This window comes from Pseudoxanthomonas composti (assembly GCF_004122095.1).
Lineage (GTDB): Bacteria > Pseudomonadota > Gammaproteobacteria > Xanthomonadales > Xanthomonadaceae > Pseudoxanthomonas_A > Pseudoxanthomonas_A composti.
This window is the reverse complement of the sequence record NZ_SAWZ01000006.1, coordinates 69,720-89,261: the sequence shown is the minus strand read 5'-3', so window position 1 is coordinate 89,261 and position 19,542 is coordinate 69,720. Positions and strand designations below refer to the sequence as shown.

General features: G+C 67.5%; 17 protein-coding genes. 6 read left to right on the top strand and 11 right to left on the bottom strand.

The genetic code is table 11. The features are described from left to right. Nucleotides 1-163: 163 nt before the first annotated feature. From EPA99_RS12390 to EPA99_RS12365, 6 genes are all read right to left on the bottom strand, one after another. Nucleotides 164-1,168: an AAA family ATPase gene (locus tag EPA99_RS12390; RefSeq protein ID WP_129471547.1), complete on the bottom strand. Its 1,005-nt coding sequence runs from the start codon at nucleotides 1,166-1,168 to the stop codon at nucleotides 164-166. A gap of 135 nt (nucleotides 1,169-1,303) precedes the next feature. Further along, the gene (locus EPA99_RS12385) at nucleotides 1,304-3,178 is read right to left on the bottom strand and encodes a type IV pilus secretin PilQ (protein ID WP_241688378.1); all 1,875 of its coding nucleotides are present in this window, start codon (nucleotides 3,176-3,178) and stop codon (nucleotides 1,304-1,306) included. A 14-nt stretch (nucleotides 3,179-3,192) separates the two neighbouring features. Then, complete coding sequence (locus EPA99_RS12380; protein ID WP_425479206.1) at nucleotides 3,193-3,699, bottom strand: pilus assembly protein PilP; 507 nt, start codon at nucleotides 3,697-3,699, stop codon at nucleotides 3,193-3,195. Nucleotides 3,700-3,731: 32 nt separating this feature from the next. Next, nucleotides 3,732-4,400 carry a type IV pilus inner membrane component PilO gene (locus EPA99_RS12375; RefSeq protein ID WP_129471544.1) on the bottom strand — a complete coding sequence of 223 codons (669 nt, stop codon included), beginning with the start codon at nucleotides 4,398-4,400 and terminating at the stop codon, nucleotides 3,732-3,734. Further along, the gene (locus tag EPA99_RS12370; RefSeq protein WP_129471543.1) at nucleotides 4,397-5,104 is read right to left on the bottom strand and encodes a PilN domain-containing protein; all 708 of its coding nucleotides are present in this window, start codon (nucleotides 5,102-5,104) and stop codon (nucleotides 4,397-4,399) included. The genes EPA99_RS12375 and EPA99_RS12370 overlap by 4 nt, the downstream gene beginning before the upstream one ends. After that, nucleotides 5,104-6,162, bottom strand: a complete 1,059-nt coding sequence (locus tag EPA99_RS12365; RefSeq protein WP_129471542.1) for a pilus assembly protein PilM — start codon at nucleotides 6,160-6,162, stop codon at nucleotides 5,104-5,106. Before EPA99_RS12365 ends, EPA99_RS12370 begins: the two co-directional genes overlap by 1 nt. Before the next feature lie 228 nt (nucleotides 6,163-6,390). Here EPA99_RS12365 and EPA99_RS12360 point away from each other — a divergent pair, with 228 nt between their 5' ends. The 6 genes from EPA99_RS12360 to EPA99_RS12335 all read left to right on the top strand — a co-directional run bounded on the left by EPA99_RS12360 (nucleotide 6,391) and on the right by EPA99_RS12335 (nucleotide 13,606). After that, nucleotides 6,391-8,808: a penicillin-binding protein 1A gene (locus tag EPA99_RS12360; RefSeq protein ID WP_129471541.1), complete on the top strand. Its 2,418-nt coding sequence runs from the start codon at nucleotides 6,391-6,393 to the stop codon at nucleotides 8,806-8,808. 204 nt (nucleotides 8,809-9,012) lie between these two features. After that, the gene (locus tag EPA99_RS12355) at nucleotides 9,013-9,657 is read left to right on the top strand and encodes a hypothetical protein (RefSeq protein ID WP_129471540.1); all 645 of its coding nucleotides are present in this window, start codon (nucleotides 9,013-9,015) and stop codon (nucleotides 9,655-9,657) included. 89 nt (nucleotides 9,658-9,746) lie between these two features. Beyond that, nucleotides 9,747-10,244: a MarR family winged helix-turn-helix transcriptional regulator gene (locus EPA99_RS12350; RefSeq protein ID WP_129471539.1), complete on the top strand. Its 498-nt coding sequence runs from the start codon at nucleotides 9,747-9,749 to the stop codon at nucleotides 10,242-10,244. Continuing rightward, a complete protein-coding gene (locus tag EPA99_RS12345; RefSeq protein ID WP_129471538.1) occupies nucleotides 10,244-12,403 on the top strand; it encodes an FUSC family protein in 2,160 nt (719 codons plus the stop codon). Before EPA99_RS12350 ends, EPA99_RS12345 begins: the two co-directional genes overlap by 1 nt. Beyond that, the gene (locus EPA99_RS12340) at nucleotides 12,390-12,593 is read left to right on the top strand and encodes a DUF1656 domain-containing protein (protein WP_129471537.1); all 204 of its coding nucleotides are present in this window, start codon (nucleotides 12,390-12,392) and stop codon (nucleotides 12,591-12,593) included. The genes EPA99_RS12345 and EPA99_RS12340 overlap by 14 nt, the downstream gene beginning before the upstream one ends. 8 nt (nucleotides 12,594-12,601) lie before the next feature. Next, the gene (locus EPA99_RS12335) at nucleotides 12,602-13,606 is read left to right on the top strand and encodes an HlyD family secretion protein (RefSeq protein ID WP_129471536.1); all 1,005 of its coding nucleotides are present in this window, start codon (nucleotides 12,602-12,604) and stop codon (nucleotides 13,604-13,606) included. A 78-nt stretch (nucleotides 13,607-13,684) separates the two neighbouring features. On the opposite strand, the gene EPA99_RS12330 is transcribed toward EPA99_RS12335, so the two are convergent. From EPA99_RS12330 to EPA99_RS12310, 5 genes are all read right to left on the bottom strand, one after another. After that, nucleotides 13,685-15,103, bottom strand: a complete 1,419-nt coding sequence (locus EPA99_RS12330; RefSeq protein WP_206733753.1) for a M16 family metallopeptidase — start codon at nucleotides 15,101-15,103, stop codon at nucleotides 13,685-13,687. Between the two features lie 11 nt (nucleotides 15,104-15,114). Further along, entirely contained in the window at nucleotides 15,115-16,503 is a 1,389-nt protein-coding gene (locus tag EPA99_RS12325; protein WP_129471535.1) for a M16 family metallopeptidase, read from the bottom strand. Between the two features lie 159 nt (nucleotides 16,504-16,662). After that, nucleotides 16,663-17,943 carry a citrate synthase gene (locus EPA99_RS12320; RefSeq protein WP_129471534.1) on the bottom strand — a complete coding sequence of 427 codons (1,281 nt, stop codon included), beginning with the start codon at nucleotides 17,941-17,943 and terminating at the stop codon, nucleotides 16,663-16,665. Between the two features lie 266 nt (nucleotides 17,944-18,209). Next, nucleotides 18,210-18,452 (bottom strand): type B 50S ribosomal protein L31, encoded by a 243-nt coding sequence (locus EPA99_RS12315; RefSeq protein ID WP_129471533.1) that lies wholly within the window; start codon nucleotides 18,450-18,452, stop codon nucleotides 18,210-18,212. A gap of 85 nt (nucleotides 18,453-18,537) precedes the next feature. After that, entirely contained in the window at nucleotides 18,538-19,473 is a 936-nt protein-coding gene (locus EPA99_RS12310) for a nucleoside hydrolase (protein ID WP_129471532.1), read from the bottom strand. Nucleotides 19,474-19,542: the final 69 nt, after the last annotated feature.

Below are 19,542 nucleotides of genomic sequence, written 5' to 3'. Positions count from 1 at the left end.
CTGGGGACGATGCCGGGACCGGGGACCGGGGACCCGGGACCCGGGAAGCCAGCGGCATGTAGACGGGCTTCCGCGCTGGACGCACGCCGAGAAGGGCTGACTCTGTTGCCCTCCGCTCGCGGAGCTTCCCCGGGTCCCCGGTCCCCGGTCCCTGGTCCCGGCTTCACGGCAGCGGCACCCGCTCCAGGAGCGCCTTGACCAGCCGATCGCCGTCCCAGCCCTCGGCGGTTGCCTCGTAACTGGGCAGCACGCGGTGACGCAGGACATCCGGGGCCACGGCCTGCACGTCCTCGGGCGTCACGTAGTCGCGTCCGGCCAGCCACGCCCGGGCGCGGGCGCAGCGTTCCAGTGCGATCGAGCCGCGCGGGCTGGCGCCCCAGGCGATGCGCCGGGCCAGCTCGGCGTCGTAGCGCCCGGCATCGCGCGAAGCCAGCACCAGCTCGATCAGGTAACGCTCCAGGCTGGGCGAGACGTGCACGTCCAGCACCGACTGCCGAGCGGCCAGGACATCCTCGATCGGCATGCGCGCTGCGGGGGCGGCCTCGACCTGTAGCGCGCTACGTGCGCGCTCGCGCGCCAGCCGCAGGATCTCGGCCTCCGCGTCCGCCTGCGGGTAACCGATGCGCACATGCATCAAGAACCGGTCCAGCTGCGCCTCGGGCAGCGGGAAGGTGCCTTCCTGCTCGATCGGGTTCTGCGTGGCCATCACCAGGAACAGCGCCGGCAATGGATAGGTGTGCCGGCCCACCGTCACCTGGCGCTCGCCCATGGCTTCCAGCAGCGCCGATTGCACCTTGGCGGGGGCGCGATTGATTTCATCGGCCAGCAGGATGGGGTGGAAGATCGGCCCGGCCTGGAATTCGAAGCGACCATCCTGCGGGCGCCAGACCTCGGTCCCGGTCAAATCGGCGGGGAGCAGGTCAGGAGTGAACTGCACACGCGCGAAATCGGCCTGCAGACGCGAGGCCAGGGCCCGGATCGCCGTGGTCTTGGCAAGGCCAGGAGCCCCCTCCACCAGCAGATGGCCATCGGCCAACAGGGCGATCAACAGACGCTCGATCAGGGCTTCCTGTCCGACGATGGCCTCACCCAGGCCCTGCCTCAAGGCCTGGATATCGGCATGCAACCGCGCCACTTCGGGCGGCTGCGTCTCCAACGATGCGGTCATGGGGGATCCGATGGTGAACTCGCCCCGATTCTGACCGATCCCGGCTGAATTGGTTCAGACAGCAATTCACCATTGCTTCAAATGCAAACAGGCCACCCGGAGGTGGCCTGTTGCATGACAGCCCCAGCCGACGACTCAGCGCTTGGGCACGGCCATCACCTTGGGGGTGACGAAGATCAGCAGTTCGGCCTTGTTCTTCTGGCGACCACGCTGCTTGAACAGATTGCCCAGGAACGGAATGTCGCCCAGGAACGGAACCTTGGCCACGCTCTCGCGGTCGGTGAACTCGTACACGCCACCGATCACGACGGTCTGGCCGTCGTCGACCAGCACGGCGGTATTGATCTCGCGCTTGGCCAGGATCGGCACCGAGCCATAGCCGGCCAGGGTGATGTACTCCTGCACCTCATCCTTCTTGACGTTGAGGTTGAGGAACACGCGACCGTCGTCGGTGATGGTCGGGGTGACCTTCAGCTCCAGCAGCGCTTCCTTGAACTGCACGTTCGGCGTGGCGGCGGCACCGCCTGTGCCGCCAGTGATGGTGACGTAACCGATCTCCTGGCCCTGGCGGATGAACGCCTCGCGCTGGTTGGAGGTGATCAGGCGGGGGTTGGACAGGACCTCGCCGCGCCCCTCTTCCTGCATCGCGGACAGTTCCAGATCGATCGCGAAATTGGCGCCCAGCAAGGTGTAGGCCAGCGAGCCGGGTGTCGCATCGGTGTAAGTGCCCGCAGCCAGATCCACGTTGAGGCCGCCTGGGATGGTGACTTCGGCATCGTTGATGATGGACTGGTTACCGGCCAAGGTGCCGCTGATCGCTCCGGTGTTGTTCCCGAGGCGACGCCCCTGCAGGCCGAACCGGGCGCCTAGATCGCGTGCAAAGGTGTCAGTGGCTACAACGACGCGCCCTTCGATCAACACCTGATCGACTGGCTTGTCGATCACGTTGATCAGCTCGCGCATCTGCGCGACCTTCTTGGGGATATCGCTGATCATCAGCGTGTTGGTGCGCTCATCGGCCACCAGGCGCCCCCTGGGTGACAGAAACCCGCTGTCGTTCTGCGCAGTACCACCCGCGCCGCCACCACCACCGCCCCCCGCGCCACCGATCCCCTTGGCCTCCGTCAGCGCCTTGTAGATGGCCGAAGCGCTGTGATAGTTGATCTGCACGTAATCGGTGATCGTGTCCTCGCGGTTCTCGATGGCTATACGCGCGTCTTCCTTGTCCTGCTCGTACTTGGCCAGCTCGGACTGCGGGGCGACCCAGATCACCGCGCCGTCGCGGCGCTTGTCCAGGCCCTTGGCGCGCAGCACGATCTCCAGCGCCTGATCCCAGGGCACGTTGACCAGGCGCAGGGTCACATTGCCCTGCACGGTGTCCGAGGCGACGATGTTGAGGTTGGATTCCTCGGCGATCAGCTGCAGGACGGTGCGCACCGGCACGTCCTGGAAGTTGAAGGTCACCGGGCGACCGCCATAGGTCTTGGCACCGGCGGCTGCCGTAGAGGAGGCCGGTCTGGCCTGTGCCGCGCCGGTCGCCGCCTTGGCGCTGCGTGGCGCGATTTCGACGACGTACTCGTTGCCGGTCTGGTATGCCAGCGATTCGAACTCGCCCTTGGTCTCCAGCACGAACTGCGTGCCGCGCCCCAGCGCGTGCGCATCCACGCGCTGGACCGGGGTGGCGAAATCCACCACGTTGAGCGGGCGCTGCAGGTTGGCCGGCAACGAGGCATTGCCCACGTCCACGATCACCTGATTGCCGTTGTTCTTCAGGTCAGGCACGGCGCCCTGGCCATCGAACTGCAGCACAAGGCGGCCCGCGCCATCGGTGCCGCGCTTGAAATCGACCTTGGACACCTGGACGGTCGAGACAACCGCAGCCTTGTCCCCGGCCGCGGGCGAAGCCATCGCGCTGCCCATGGACACGGCGATCGCCAGTCCCAGCAGGCAGGCGCGGACGTAGTTCTGCCGCATGGCAGGGTGCGAAGCGCGCACTTTGAAAACACTCATCGTGTATCCCCTAATCATTGTTCATTCAGCGCGATCGCCGCGGGCCGTTCCAACCAGCCACCCGCACCGTCCGGAACCAGCTCCACCAGCTCGATGCGGTCCTGGCTGATGCCAGTGATGCGACCGTCGCTCTGCCCCACATACGCCCCCACCCTCACCCGGTAGGTCACCTTGTCCGGCGCCATGACCAGCGCGACCAAGCCTGCGCCGCTGCCGATCGTGCCCACCATGTCCAGGCTGTCCAGCGGATACTGCTCCAGCGTTTCCTTGCGCCGGTTCGGGTCGGGCCGCAGGCCGCCGGCATCGCTCACCGCCCAGGCGTCGCTGAAGGGATCGCGCAAGCCCTGCGCCGAGTACTCGAACGTCTCGAACTGCTGCATCACCGGCAACGGCTCCAGCGGCGGTGCCGGACGCGCCCGCACATCGTTGACCCACTTTTCCAGATTCGGTGCATCGCCCGGCGTGCTGGTGATGCTGCGCCCGCAACCGGCCAGCGCCAGCATGGCGACAGCGGCCACCATGGCCCGAGAAACAACAAGCATGAAACGTGCCATCACTGCCCCCCCGCCGTGGCCGCCTTGGCCGCCTCAGCCGCCTTCTTCTCCTGCTCCGCGGTTTCTTCTTCGTCCAGGTAGCGGTAGGTCCGCACCGTGCCGGACAGCTCCAGGGCGCCGCTGCTGATGCCGTTGGCACCCGGCTTGGGCTGCAGGGAAATGTCGTGCATGGTCAGGATGACCACGCGCGGCAGCGAGGCCACGCCGCTGACAAAGGCGCCGAACTGGTGGTAACTGCCCACCATACGCAGGGCGATCGGCTTCTCGGCGTAGAACTCCTTGGGCGACTCTGGTCCGGGCTGGAACAGCTCGTTGGACAGGCCGCTGGACAGCGCGGTCTGCGAGATGTCCACGATCAGGTCCGGCATTTCGGTTTTGCTGGGCAGCTGGCGCAGCATCTGCTGGAGCACCTGCTCCATCTGCTTCAACTGCTGGCGCAGCGGCTCCAGGTTGGCGGCGCGGCCGGCCTTGGTCTCGAAATCCGCGCGCAGCTGGGATTCCTGACTTTCCAGGCCCTCCAGTTCCTCCTTGCGGCCGCTGATCATCAGGAACCAGGCCAGCAGCAGGATCAGCACGCCCACCAGCACGCAGAAGCCGATTTTGGCGTTCTGCGGCCAGCCGCCGATGTTGTTGAAGTCCAGCTCGTTGAGTTTGACTTTCTTGCTCATGACGCCGGGGTCCCCTGGGGCGCGGGCTGTGCAGCCGGTGGCGACGGCGCGGCGGGGGCCGCCGCAGGAGGATTAGCGGCCGGCGCGGCGCCATCTACAGGCGTTGCCTCGGGCGAAGACGCACCTGGCTCGGCCAGCTGCACGGTCAGGGTGAACGCGTACGGCAAGGCGCGCGAGGTCGGCACGACCGGCTTGGGGGCGCCGGCGGCATCATCGGCCTGCTTGGCCTCGATGATGGACAGGTCCGGTTTGCTCATCCAGCCCGAGCCTTCCAGGTTGCGCATGTAGGTGCTGACGCGGGCATTGGACTGGGAGCGTCCCTGCAGGGTCAGGATGTTGCCGTCCTGCTTGATGCTGGTCAGGATCACGCCGTCGGGAATCGTGCGCACCAGCGAATCGAACAGATGGACCATCTGCGAGCGGTTGGCCTGCAGCTCCTCGATCACCTTCTTGCGGGCCAGCAGCCGATCGCGCTGCTTGTCCAGCTCATCGATCTGGGTGATCTGCGCCTCGACCTCCTGGATCTGGCCCTGCAAAAAGGTGTTGCGCTCCTGCTGTCCGTCGATCTGGGCGCCGTAATACATGTAAATCAGCACCGACAGGCCCACAGCGATGGCGGCGGCCACGCCGAGCATCCCGTAGAACTCTTTCTGGCGCTGGGCGCGGCGTTCCGCGCGCCAGGGCAGAAGATTGATCTTTGCCATCAGTCGAAGCTCCTCAGGGCCAGCCCGGTGGCGATCATCAGCGCCGGCGCATCCTGGGCCAGCGCCTGCGCCTGCACCTTCGGGCCCAGGGTCATCTGCGCCAGCGGATTGGCCACGATGGTCGGCACGCCCAGCTGCTCCTCGACCATCTCCGGCAGGCCGACCAGGGCCGCGCAACCACCGGCCAGCACGATCTGGTCGACGCGATTGAACTCGCTGCCGGCGTAGAAGAACTGCAGCAGGCGGCTGATCTGCTGGACCGTGGCCTCCTTGAACGGCTCCAGGACCTCGATCTCGTAGCTCTCCGGCAGCCCGCCCTGGCGCTTGGCCAGACCGGCCTCCTCGTAGGTCAGGCCATAGCGGCGCATGACCTCGTCGGTCAGCTGCTTGCCGCCGAAGACCTGCTCGCGGCTGTAGAGGCTGCGGCCCGAGCGCAGGACGTTGAGCGTGGTCATCGTCGCGCCGATGTCCACCAGCGCCACCACGCCATCGTGCGGAACCGGCAGGTCGGCCGCGATCAGCGCAAAGGCGTTCTCCACGGCGAAGGCTTCCACGTCCATGACCTTGGCGGTCAGGCCGCCAAGCTCAAGGGCGGACTGGCGGACCTCGACGTTCTCCGAACGCGAGGCGGCCAGCAGCACCTGGACCATCTCCGGGTTGTTCGGCATGGGGCCGAGCACCTCGAAGTCCAGGTTCACTTCCTCGATCGGATAGGGGATGTAGTTGACCGCTTCCAGCTCGATCTGGGCTTCCAGGTCGGACTCGTCCAGCTCGGCCGGCATCGGGATCGTCTTGGTGATCACCGCCGACCCCGCCACGGCGGCGGCGGCGTTCTTCACCTTGGTGCCGGCGCGGGTCACGGCCCGGCGGATAGCCTCGCCCACCGCCTCGACCTCGACGATGTTCTTCTCGACCACGGCGTTGGGCGGCAGCGGCTCGACCGCGTAGTGCTCCACGCGGAAGCGGTTGCCCGCACGCGAGAGCTGAAGCAGCTTGACGGCTGTCGAGCTGATGTCGACGCCGATCAGCGTCGCCTGAGCTTTAGGTAAGAACCCCACGGCATCTCCCCTTCCGATGGGCGGAACACCCCAACGTCCCCGATGTGGAGCCGCCCAAAAATTTAACGTTCATTTTACATACGTGACCCGTCTCACGCGGCGTGATCGAGTCGTCACTTTCCGCGAAAGATTTCCCCCAAGCCACTGTTTCGGCGACAGAAAACACCCCTCAAGGCGGTTGCATCTATACTCCTGCGCCAGAATTTGTGCAATCGGAATTTGAACTGGATGCCACTTTTCCGCCGTCTTCTGCGCTGGGCGATCGTCCTTGGCCTGGCCCTCGCGGTCGTGGCCGCCGTTGGCTTGGGCGTCCTGTACCGCTCGGTTTCGGCCAAGCTGCCCGACATCAGCTCCCTGCGCAACATCGAGATGCAGGAGCCGCTCTACGTGTACTCCAGCGACGGCCGCCTGATCGGCCTGTTCGGTGAGACCCGGCGCTATCCGGTCAATATTGCCGCGGTGCCGCAACAGGTGAAGGAGGCCTTCGTCTCGGCCGAGGACGCCAGCTTCTACAAGCACAACGGCATCGACCCCACCGGCATCAGCCGTGCGGTCTGGCAGACCCTGACCAAGGAAGGCCGCGTGGCCGGCGGCAGCACCATCACCCAGCAGGTGGCGCGCCAATTCTTCCTGAGTTCGGAATACAGCTATACCCGCAAGCTGGCCGAGATGATGCTGGCGCTGCGCATCGAGAAGATGCTGTCCAAGGACGAGATCCTGGAGCTGTATCTCAACAAGAGCTTCTTCGGCAATCGCTCCTACGGGATCGCGGCCGCCGCCGAGTACTACTACGGCAAGCCGCTCAAGGAGCTGAGCCTGCTGGAGACGGCGACCCTGGTCAGCACGGTCAAGTTTCCCTCCAGCGGCAATCCCATCAGCAATCCCGAGCGCAACAAGCAGCGCAGCGGCTATGTCATCGACCGCATGGTGGAGGAAGGCTACCTGTCGGCGCAGGCCGGGGCGGCCGCCAAGTCCGAGCAGATGCATGCCACGCCGCACGAGCGCCCGGTGGAGGTCTATGCGCCCTACGTGGCGGAAATGGTGCGCCAGGAAATGATCGCCCGCTTCGGTGGCGACGTGCTGACCAAGGGCTACCACGTCACCACCACCGTCGATGGGCAGATGCAGGCCGCGGCCGACAAGGCCGTGCGCGATGGCCTGAGCCTGTACGACCGCCGCCACGGATGGCGCGGGGCCGAGGACCATTTCGAGATCGGCACCGAGACCGATCCGCAGGCCATCGCCAAGTTCCTGCGCGGCAAGGTCGCCCAGGGCGGCCTGATCCCGACGGTCATGCTCAAGGCCGAATCCGATGGCGGGGCCACGGTCATCGCTGCCGATGGACGCAGCATCGTGCTGCCGGCCTCGGCCAGCAAATGGGTCGGGCGGCCGCCGGCCAAGCTTTTCCAGCCCGGCGATCTGGTCCGGCTGAGCGTCAACGACAAGGACGCCTACGAGGTCGACCAGCTGCCGCGCGCGCAGTCGGCGCTGGTCTCGCTGGACGCCAGTACCGGTGCGATCAAGGCGATCATCGGCGGCTACAGCTTCGCGGCCAATAAGTTCAACCGCGCCACCCAGGCGCGTCGCCAGCCGGGCTCGAGCTTCAAGCCCTTCCTGTACTCGGCCGCGTTCGACCGCGGCTTCAACCCGGCCTCGATCGTGCTGGATGCGCCGGTGGTGTTCCGCGACCGCCGCGGCCACATGTGGCGCCCGCAGAACGACGGCGGCGGCTTCGCCGGCCCGATGCGTCTGCGCGAAGCCTTGGTGAAGTCCAAGAACCTGGTCTCGGTGCGCCTGTTGGACAGCATTGGCGTGGACTACGCGCGCAAGTACATCAGCCAGTTCGGCTTCAATGAATCCGAGCTGCCGCCCAACCTGTCCATGTCTCTGGGCACCGCCTCGCTGACGCCGCTGTCCGTGGCGCGCGGCTATGCAACCTTCGTCAACGGCGGCTCGCTGGTGACGCCCTGGTTCATCGACGAGGTCAAGGACCGCCAGGGCAATGTGATCTACAAGGAAAAGCCGGCCACGGCCTGCCGCAGCTGCATCGGCACCTCCGGACAGGGCGGCCCCGTGAACAACGTGGTCGATGGCTTCAACTTCGGCCCGGCGCAGGCCGCGCAGGCAGCCGCGCAGCCCAAGCCCGAGGAACAGGCCAAGGCCGCCGAGGCGCCGCCGGCCGATGTGCTCAACGCACCGCGCGCGATCGACCCGCGCACCGCCTATCAGCTGGTGTCGATGATGCGCGACGTGGTCCAGCGCGGCACCGGCACGGCGGCCAAGGTGCTGGGCCGGGAGGATGTGGGCGGCAAGACCGGCTCGACCAACGACCATCGCGATGCCTGGTTCTCCGGCTTCGGCGGCAACACCGTCACCACCGTCTGGGTCGGCCGCGATGACTTCCGCTCCCTCGGCTATCGCGAGTACGGCGGCAAGGCCGCCCTGCCGATCTGGATCGACTACATGCGCGTGGCACTGAAGGACCAGCCGATCGCGGCCAACGATCCGCCTGAAGGCATGGTGCAGGCCACGCTCAACGGCGCCACCGAGTGGGTCAAGGTCGAGGACCTGGACAAGCTGCAGAGCGAGGACCTGTACGGACCTGAGGATTCGGCCGGCAACGAGGCGGCGTTCGATATCTTTTAAGGCAGGAGTGAGGAGTGAGAAGTGAGAAGTGAGAAGTGAGTAAGGGCAAGAGCGAAACCCAGAGGCCCGCCGCAATCCGACTGCGCTCTAGCGCTTTTGCTCACTCCTCACTCCTCTCCACTCACTCCTCGCCTTCGCTCACTCCTCACTCCTCTTCACTCACCCCTCGTATAAAGTCCTGGGCGACTCTCGCGGAGGTCTGCCATGCACCACGCCCGTCAGCACGCCGAGACCAGGACCCGCGAGCGCCGACGACGCCTGGCGCATGAGGCCGCCCGGCTTATCGCCGAAGGCGGGTTCCGCGACTACCACCAGGCCAAGCTCAAGGCGGCCGCGCGGTTGGGGATCCACGACGATGCCTCGCTGCCGCGCAACCGTGAGATCGAGGACGCGCTGCGCGAGTACCAGCGGCTGTTCGACCGCGACCAGCAACCCGCCGCGCTGCGGGCACGTCGCGAAGGCGCGCTGCAGGCCATGAAGTTTTTCGCGGTGTTCGAGCCGCGCCTGGTGGGGCCGGTCCTGGAGGGTACGGCCGATCACAGCAGCCCGGTGCAATTGCACCTGCACTGCGACGATGCCGATGAGCTCACCCGATTCCTGGAGCAGCACGGGATCCCGGCGGTGCCGCGCACCCGGCGGCTGCGGCGCGATCGCCACCTGACCCAGGAGTACCCAGGCTGGTCGTTCGTGGCCGAGGAAGTGGCGTTCGAACTGACTGTCCTGCCGTTTGACCTGCTGCGGCAGGCCCCGCTGGCGGCGGTGGACGAAAAGCCCATGCGTCGCGCCTCTAGCTCCCAGCTCCAGCAGCTCCTGCTGGAAGACGACCTGGACCTGTTCGCCGCCCTATGAGCTAGCGCCATTCAAGGTCGTGAAGCGCTGTTTCGATGCCATTTATTTCATTAATGTAATATACGCATCTGAAATAAAGGCGCATAACCGTGAGTCGATTCCAAGCCACTGAAGCGCTGCTCGCGGCCATGGCCAGGCAGCACCCGCAGTTTCCGCCGCAGGCCAGCGCGATCGTGCGCATGGTCAAGCTGCTCCACAAGCTGACCCAAGACCAGGGCAACGAGCTGCTGCGCCGCTATGGGCTGACCTATCCCGAGTACAACGCGCTGATGATGCTCAGCGCCAGCAGCGATGGCGTGCTCAGCCCCTCGCAGCTGGGCGATGCCATCGCCGAGAAGTCGGCCAACATCACCCGGCTGACCACGCAACTGGTGGACAAGCAGCTGATCGAGCGCGCGCCCAGCGCGCAGGACCGGCGGATGTGGCGGCTGCGGCTCACCCCCAAGGGCCAGGCGCTGATCGCCAGCTTTATGCCGGAGATCAGCGCACAGCTGGCCGGCTATGCCAGCGCGCTGGATGCGGGCGAGCAGGCGCAGCTGCTGTCCCTGCTCAAGCGCCTGCTGGCCGGCGTGGAACAGTCCGCCTGATGTCCGTCCCGGCCGCCACTTCGCCAGCGCCCAGCCGCGCGCAAGCCGCCTGGGCGCTGGTGCGCGAGAGCCTGCGCGGGGAAGGCAGCGCCTGGCTGTTCGTGTTCAAGGTGCTGCTGTCGGTCTACCTGGCCGGCATGATCGCCATGCGGCTGGGGCTGGCCTCGCCATCCACGGCGATGATTACCGTGTTCGTGGTGATGCACCGCCAAAGCGGCATGGTGCTGGCCAAGGCCTTCTACCGCGCGCTCGGTACCGGCGTGGGCAGCATCGCCGCGGTGACCATGGTGGCGCTGTTCCCGCAGCAGCCGCTGCCCTTCCTGCTGGTGCTCTCGCTGTGGGTGGGGCTGTGCGCCGGCGGCGCGCTGATGTTCCGCAACTTCCGCTCCTACGGCTTCGTCCTGTCCGGGTACACGGTGGCGATCATCGCGCTGCCGGCGATCAACACACCGACGCTGCTGTTCGACCTGGCCGTGGCGCGCGTGACCGAGGTGATGCTGGGCCTGCTGGTCAGCACGGCGGTATTCGACGTGGTGTTCCCGGTGCGCCTGCGCGCCAGCCTGCGCACGGCGGCCACGGCGCTGCTCGATGGCTTCCTGGACTTCGTCCGCGACGGCACCCGCGGCGCATTGCCACGCAAGGCCATGGAGCAGGCGCACCTGCGCTTTGTGCGCCAGAGCATGGCGCTGGAGGACCTGCGTGCCTCGGTGGTGTTCGAGGACCCGGAAGCGCGCGTGCGCAGCCGGCGCATGCGCCTGCTCAACCAGCGCTTCATGGCCAGCTCCACGCGCTTCCAGTCGCTGCATCACCTGATCAATCGCCTGCTGCGCGAGCGCCAGGACGACGCCGTGGCCCAGGCGCTGATCCAGCTGTATGCGCCTTTGGGACAGGCCCTGGCCCAGCGCGCGGCTGGGCAGTTCGAGGGCATGACCCGGCACCTGGATCGCGTGCTGGAGCAACTGCCGGCGCGTGGCGCGGCCTTGCGCGCCAGCCTGCCGAGCGAGCGTTGGGAGGATTTCGACAGTGGCGCCTCGCTGCTGCAGCGCTTCATCGAGGAACTGCGCGACCTCTGCCATACCGCGGCCGCCATGCAGCAGCCGGGCATCGGCGGCAAGCTGGCGCGCGCGGACGAGCGAGTGAGTTTCCGCTACGCCACCGACCGCGCCGCCGTGGCGGTGACCGTGTTGCGCAGCTTCCTGGTCTCCCTGGGGCTGGGCCTGGCCTGGCTGCAGAGCGGCTGGGTCAGCGGTGCCGGCGCCATGGCCAACGTGATCGCCTTCACCGCCATCCTCGCGGCCATCCCCAACCCCGCGGTGACGGCGGCCCAGATCACCAAGGGCTTTGCGCTCGGCGCCCTGCAGGCCTTCGTCTGCGTGGCCCTGGTAATGCCGCAGTTGAACGGCTACCTGATGCTGGTGGCCGGCACCCTGCCCTTCCTGATGGTGCCGGTGTACCTGTCCACCCGGCCGCCGCTGTTCGGGCTCAGCCTGGGCATGTGCCTGGGCACGCTGGTGCCGATGAGCCTCGGGCTGTCGCCGAGCTTCGATATCGCCAGCTTCCTCAACAACGCCGTGGCCTTCGTGATCGGCGCCATCCTGGCGCTGCTGGCCTTCCAGCTGATCCCATCGGTGATCGGCACGCGCTGGCAACGCCAACGCCTGCAGCGCGAGCTGCGCCGCCAGGTGACCCTGGCCGCCAAGGCGCCGCTGGAGGGGCTGGCGCCGCGCTTCGAGAGTGTCAGCCGCGACCTGTTCCTGCAGGTCATCAATCACACCGAACCCAACAGCGACGAATCGCGCCTGCTGCTGGCCTGGGCGCTGTCGGTGCACGAGACCGGGCGCACCCTGATCGAACTGCGCCACGACAGCGTGGATGCGGCGCTGCCACCGACGCTGGAGGCGCACATCGATGCGGCCGCTGCGGCCATTGCGCGACTCTACGAGGCGCCCTCCCCGGCCGAGCATGCCCGCGCGCTTTCGCACCTGGACGCGGCGCTGGCGCTGACCGGCGGCGACGGTGCGGTGCCGAGCACGCTGCAACCGGTGCGCCAGCACCTGCACCTGCTGCGAAGCGCCCTGCGCGATGCCGACTCGGTGCTGGCCATGACCGACTCAGACCTGCCCTCCCCGCCCGGAGCCCTTGACCATGCTGCCCGCTGAAATCTCCCTCGGTGGCGTCTACGTGCCCGGCCTGCTGGTGCTGGCCGCCGGCCTGTTCGTGCTGTTCTGGCTGCTCGACGGCCTGGCCGGCCGGCTCGGCCTGTACCGCTACGCCTGGCACCCGCCGCTTTTCCGCCTTGGCCTGTACGTCTGCGTGTTCGGACTGATGGGCCTGGCCCTGTTGAACTGAGAATCGCCATGAAGACCCAATCCCTGATCCGCGCCAGCCTGACTGTCGTGGTCGTGCTGGCCGCCGCGCTCATCGCCCATGCGCTGTGGCGCCATTCCATGTATTCGCCCTGGACACGCGATGGCCGGGTGCGTGCGGAGATCGTCCGCGTCGCCCCGGATGTGTCCGGACTGGTCGGCGCGGTGGAGGTGCGCGACAACCAGCAGGTGAAGGCGGGCGATGTGCTGTTCCGCATCGACGCGCGCCGTTTCGAGCTGGCCGTGGCGCAGGCGCAGGCCGACCTGTCCGCCGCGCAGGCCGCGGCGCGCGCGGCCGGCGCCAGCATCTCCGCGGCCAACGCCGGCACCGCGGCCAGCGAGGCGGATTACCAGAAGTACGCGTCGCAGTCCGAGCGCCGGCAGCGCGCGGCCGCGGTGATCTCGGCCGAAGCCCGCGCCGATGCGGTGGCCACCGCGCGCGCCGCGCAGGCGGCCGTGCGCCAGGCCCAGGCCAATCGCAGCGCGGCCACGGCCTCGCAGGCGCAGGCGCTGGCCGCCGTCGAGCAGGCCCAGGCCGCGCTCGACCTGGCCCGGCTCAACCTGGAGCGCGCCACCGTGCGCGCCACCGCCGCCGGCTACATCACCAATCTGGATGTCCGCGTGGGCGACTACGCCAGCGCCGGCGCCGCGCGCATGGCCCTGGTGCGCAACGACAGCCTGTGGATCTACGGCTACTTCGAGGAAACCAAGTTGCCGATGATCCACCCCGGCGATGCCGCCGACATCCGCCTGATGAGCGGCGGCCGGGTCCTGCGTGGGACCGTGGAAGGCATCGCCCACGGCATCACCGATGCCGACAACCCCACCAGCAGCCAGGACCTGCTGGCCGACGTCAGCCCCACCTTCAACTGGATCCGCTTGGCCCAGCGCGTCCCGGTGCGCGTGCGCATCGATCCGGCCAGCGTGCCGGCCGATACGGTGCTGGCCGCGGGCATGACCGCCTCGATCACCGTGCATCCACGCAAGCGCGGTTGATCTGCTGCAGCGCCAGACGCGAACGCCCCGCTGAGCGGGGCGTTCGTGTTCGAGCAGGCGCCAGGTCCGCGCCTGCGCTCAGCGCTCGATCTTGAACGTCCCGAACGGCTTGAGCTGCTCGGCCACCTGCGCCGCATCGCCCACCACCACCACGCTCTGCTGGGCCGGGTCCCAGTAACGCTTGGCCACCTGCTGCAGGGTGGCCGCATCGACCTGGCGGATCTTGGGCACGTACTGGCCCAGGAATTCCGCCGGCAGTCCCACCGCCCAGTTGCGCGCCAGGCTCAGGGCCACCGATCCCTGCAACTGGTTGGTGATCAGATAACCGCCAGCGACATAGCGCTTGACCGCATCCAGTTCCTTCGCCGGCACCGGCTCCTGCCCCAGCCGCTGGAACTCGTGGAAGAACTCCTTGAGCGAGGCGCCGGTGACCTCGTTGCGCACATCGGCCTGGGCGATGACGTTGCCGCCTTCGCGCGCGGCGGCCAGTCCCGCGCCGGCGCCATAGGTGTAGCCCTTTTCCTCGCGCAGGTTCTGGTTGAGGCGGCTGCTGATGCCGCTGCCGAGCACGGTGCTGGCCAGCTGCATCGGCACGTAGTCGACATCTGTAGCGGCAATGGCCGGGCGACCGATGCGGAAGGTGGATTGCACACTGCCATCGCGCTGCAGCACCACGCGCGTGGGCGCCACGTCGGACAGCGCCTTCGGCGTGGCGGCCACGGCCTTGCCCTCGGCTTTCCAGTCGCCGAAGGCACGTTCGGCCTCGGCAAAGGCCTGGGCCGGCGTCACCCGCCCGGTGATCACCAGCAGCGCACGCTTGGGCTGGAAGCGCGCCTGGTGGGCAGCTTCCAGCGCGCCATGGGTCAGGGCCGGGATGGTGGATTCGGCCAGTTGCGTACGCGCGTATGGGTGCTCGCCATAGACCGCCTTGAGCAGCGCGCGCGAAGCCCGGAACGAGGGCTGCGACTCGGAGGCCTTCAGCTGCTGGGCGGCGTTGGCCTGCGCCAGGCGCACCTCGTTTTCCGGAAAGGTCGGCTGGCGGGCGACTTCGGCCAGCAACTGCAGCATCGGCGTGCCGTGCGAGGCCAGCGCATGGGCGCTGAGGAACACCGCATCGTTGCTGGCCGTGGCCGACAGGCCGCCGCCCATGCCCTGCGCCAGCTCGGCAATCTGGCGGGCATCGTGCTGCCCGGTGCCCTCGGTCAGCAGGCCGGCGAACAGGCTGGCAAAGCCCGGCGCATTGGCCGGGTCGGCGGCCAGGCCGGCTTCGCGCAGCGCCAGCACGTAGTCCACGCGCGGAACGCCCTGGCGCGGCACGACCCAGACCTCCAGGCCGTTGGCGAGGGTCTTCTTCTCGATCGCCGGGACCGGCAGCGGTTTGTCGGCGCCGTAGGCCGGCAGCGCGGCCGGCAAGGCGGCCTTTTCGGCGGCGTGCAGGCCGGGGCTCAAGGCCAGGGCAAGGGCCAGCGACAAGGGAATGATGCGCATCATGCTCATGGCGTGCTCCTTCAGGGCTGGGTCTTGGCGGCGGGCGCGGTGGATGGCTGCAACATGGCCGCCGGCTTGCGGTCGATGACCGTGCGGTTGGCCTGGGTCAGGTAGGTCTTGGCCACGCGCTGCACGTCGGCGGCGGTGACCTGCTCGATCCAGCCCGGGATCTGGTTGGCGACCTTGGCATCGCCCCACAGCGTCTGCAGCTTGGCCAGCGTATCGGCGCGGTCCAGGAACATCTCCATGCCGTCGTACCACTCGGCCAGCAGCTGGGTCTTGACCCGCGCCAGGGTCGGCGCGTCCACGCCCTCGCTGGCGATCCTGGCCACTTCTTCGTCGATGCCCTTGAGCACCGCCTCGGCGCTGCTATCGGGCTTGTACAGCGCGAACACGGTGAACAAGGTCGGGCCGTCGTATTCCCAGGCGCTGGTCAAACCATAGAGGCTGTCCACGTTCAGCGCCAACTCGCGGCCCTTGACCAGCCCCTGGTACAGCCGCGAGGCATCGCCGCCGGCCAGCAGCGCGCCCAGCACCGCCATCGGCGCCTGGTCCTTGCTGCCGCGGTCGGGCATCTTCCAGGCCGCGGCGATCGCCGGCACCTGCGCCAGCGCATCGGACTGCACGACGCGCTTCTCGGCGGTGTTCAGGCCCTCGCGGTAATCGGGCTTGGCCGGCGTCTCGCGCGCGGGGATCGCGCCGAAGTACTTCTGCGCCAGGGCGAAACCCTGCTCCGGGGTGACGTCGCCGGCGATGGCCAGCACCGCGTTGTTGGGGCCGTAGTAATCGCGATGGAAGGCGCGCACGTCCTCCAGGCTGGCGTTCTCCAGGTCCTGGAAGCTGCCGTAGCCGTCGTGGTTGTTCTCCCATTTCTGGAAGGCCTGCTGGCCGATGTCGATCCACATGAAGCCGCCATAGGGCTGGTTCTTCACGTTGTTGCGGATCTCCTCCTTCACCACGTCCTGCTGGTTCTTCAGCGTGGTCGGGTTGAAGTCCAGAGTCTTCATGCGGTCCGCTTCCAGCCACAGCATCGGCTCCAGCGCCGATCTGGGCGCGGTCTCGATGTAGTTGGTGAAGTCCGCGCGCGTGGAACCGTTGTTGCGGCCGCCGCCGCCGGTGATGACGCTGTCGAACACGCCCTTCTTCGACTCCGGCGTGCCCTGGAACATCAGGTGCTCGAACAGGTGCGCGAAGCCGGTGCGGTTGCGCGGCTCCAGCCGCATGCCCACGTGGTAGACCACGCTGATGCCGACCACCGGTGCGCTGTGGTCTTCGGAGACCACCACGGTCAGTCCGTTGGATAGCTGCTTGGTCGCCACCGGGAGTTCCCAGCGGTCCGGTGTTGCGGCCGTGGCGGACACGGCAAGGCTCAGCCCGGCGGCCAGCACGGCCAGTCGGAACACACGCATGGCAAGACTCCCTTCCCCATCGATAGGTGCGGCGACGATAGCGCGGCTGATGGCCTGTCCGGTATCCGTCGATGGTCATGCCCGCAAGCCGCCCGCGGGGCGTCAAACGCGAACGCCCCGCGCGAGGCGGGGCGTCCAGGACTGCGCAGGCGCGAAGGCTCAGGCCTTGGCGTAGTCGCGCTTGGGCGAGCCGGTGTAGATCTGGCGCGGACGGCCGATGCGGGCGTCCGGGTCGACCTGCTGTTCCAGCCAATGCGACACCCAGCCCGGGGTGCGACCGATGGCGAACAGCACCGTGAACATCTCGGTCGGGATCTTCAGCGCCTTGTAGATGATGCCGCTGTAGAAATCCACGTTCGGATACAGCTTGCGCTCGACGAAGTAGTCGTCCTTCAGCGCGAACTCTTCCAGCTTCATCGCCACATCCAGCAGCGGGTCGTTCACGCCCAGCTCGCCGAGCACCTTGTGGGTCATCTCGCGGATGATCTTGGCGCGCGGGTCGAAGTTCTTGTAGACGCGGTGGCCGAAGCCCATCAGGCGGAACGGGTCGTTCTTGTCCTTGGCGCGTTCGACGGCCTTGGCCACGTTCTTGGCATCGCCGATCTCGGCCAGCTGCTTGAGCACGGCCTCGTTGGCGCCGCCATGGGCCGGACCCCACAGCGCGGTGATGCCGGCGGCGACCGAGGCGTAGGGGTTGGCACCGGTGGAGCCGACCAGGCGCACGGTGGAGGTGGAGGCGTTCTGCTCGTGATCGGCGTGCAGGATGAACAGCAGATCCATCGCCTTGGCGATCACCGGGCTCAGCTCGAGTTCCTCGCTGGGCACTTCGAACATCATGTGCAGGAAGCGCTCAGTGTAGCCCAGGCTGTTGCGCGGGTAGCGGATCGGGTGGCCGATCGAATAGCGATAGGCGGCAGCGGCCAGCGTGGGCATCTTGGCGATCAGGCGGATCGCGGCCAGGCGGCGCTGCTCGGGGTCCTGCAGGTCCAGGGTGTCATGGTAGAACGCCGACATCGAGGCCACCGAGGCGGCCAGCATGGCCATCGGGTGCGCGTCGTGGCGGAAGCCCTGCAGGAAGGCCTTGAGCGACTCGTGCATCATCGTGTGATGCGTCACCTCGTCCTCGAACTTGGCCAGCTCGGCGGCGCTGGGCAGCTCGCCGTTCATCAGCAGGTAGGAGACTTCGGTGAAGCTGGACTTCTCGGCCAGCTGGTCGATCGGGTAGCCGCGATACAGCAGCACGCCCTGGTCGCCATCGATGTAGGTGATGGCCGACTTGCAGCTGGCGGTGGCGCCGAAGCCCGGGTCGTAGGTGAAGAGACCGGTTTCCTTGGTCAGCTTGGAAATGTCGACACAGTCGTTGCCAAGCGTCGGTTTCAAGACAGGCAGGGCGACGGCTTTGTCGCCGGCGTTCAGCGTGACCTTGTCAAGTTCGGACACAGTGCGCTCCTTACGTGGGGTGCTTCTCCCGGAGCGATCCGGGATTGCGTTGTGGGACATCCGCGGCGATTGCCGAAGAATCCCCAAATTATCGCACAGCCACCCAAATCCGACCCCTGGCTGCTGCAACGCACCAGACCAAAGGATGAGACCCTGCGCGCCTGGGCAGGACCTGTCCGGGGTGTCATCGCGCCCCTTCACCACGCGCAAATGAAAACGGCCGCTTGCGCGGCCGTTTCATGCAAACGTTACTGCGGCAGGGCCGCTTACTTCTGGTAACGCTTCTGGAACTTGTCGATGCGGCCGCCGGTGTCCACGACCTTGTGCTTGCCCGTGTAGAACGGGTGCGAGGCCGAGGAGATTTCCACCTTCAGCAGCGGGTATTCGTTGCCGTCTTCCCACTTGATCGTTTCCTTGCTGGCAAGGGTCGAGCGGGTCAGGATCTTGAAATCGGAGGTGACATCGTGGAAGACGACGTCGCGGTACTGGGGGTGGATGTCGGCCTTCATGAGGGAACCATTAGTGACAGGCAGGTGAGCCGCGCATTATAACGGCCCTACCCCGGCCGGCGCAAGCCACCTACGCCTACCCGGCTCAGGCCGCCAATGCCGCCCGCACCCGCGCCTCGAACCTTGCCTGATCGTAACGCAGCAGGATCCGCGCATTGTCGGGCGCCCCGGTCTGCCGGTTCCAGTCGGTCACGGTCGCGCCGCGGGTCAGGGTGCCGGCCAGCTCCACGCCCAGCGGGCGCTCGGCGATCTCCAGGGCCCCTTCCGGGTCCAGGGCGAAGGCCATGGCCAGCGAGTCGGCGCTGTGCCAATGGTCGCCACGCCGGTCCTCGGACCACAGCCGGGTGTTGCGGGAGATGGCCTCGTAGAAGCGGGCGCGCTCGCTGGCGGCCTGGAGCCACTGCTCCACTTCCCGATGCAGGAAGCCGTGGGCAAGCGTGGCCTCCCAGTCGGCCAGGTCGAACTTCGGAAAGGCGCGCAGCACCAGGTGCGCGGCCTCAGGGTCGAAGGCCACGTTGAACTCCGCTGCCGGGGTGATGTTGCCGTGCGCGCTCACCGCGCCGGCCATCACCACCAGGCGCTTGATGCGGGTGGGCAGCGTGGGGTCCAGCTTGAGCGCCAGGGCGACATTGGTCAGCGGGCCCAGGGTCACCAGCACCAGCTCGCCGGCGTACTGGTGCGAGAGCCGCAGCAGCGCCAGGGCGGCATGTTCGTCCTGGACCTGGGTGCGGGCTTCGGGGAATCCGACATCGCCGAAGCCATCCTGCCCGTGGACCTCGGCCGCATCCGGCGAGGGATGCAGCAGCGGTTCGGCGCAGCCGGCGAACACCGGGATGTCCGGACGGCCGGCCACTTCGCACAGCTTGAGCGCATTGCGCACGGTGTAGCGCAGCCCGACGTTGCCGGCGGCGATGGTCAGCCCCACCACCTCGTGCTGCGGGCAATGCAGGGCCATCAGCAGCGCCAGGGCGTCATCCACGCCGGGATCGGTATCGATGAGAAGCGGGATCTTGTCGGTCATGCCCGGCGGGCCTTGATGGAACGGCCGCCGAGTCTGCCATAGGCAGGAACGAGAGATGAGGAACGAGGA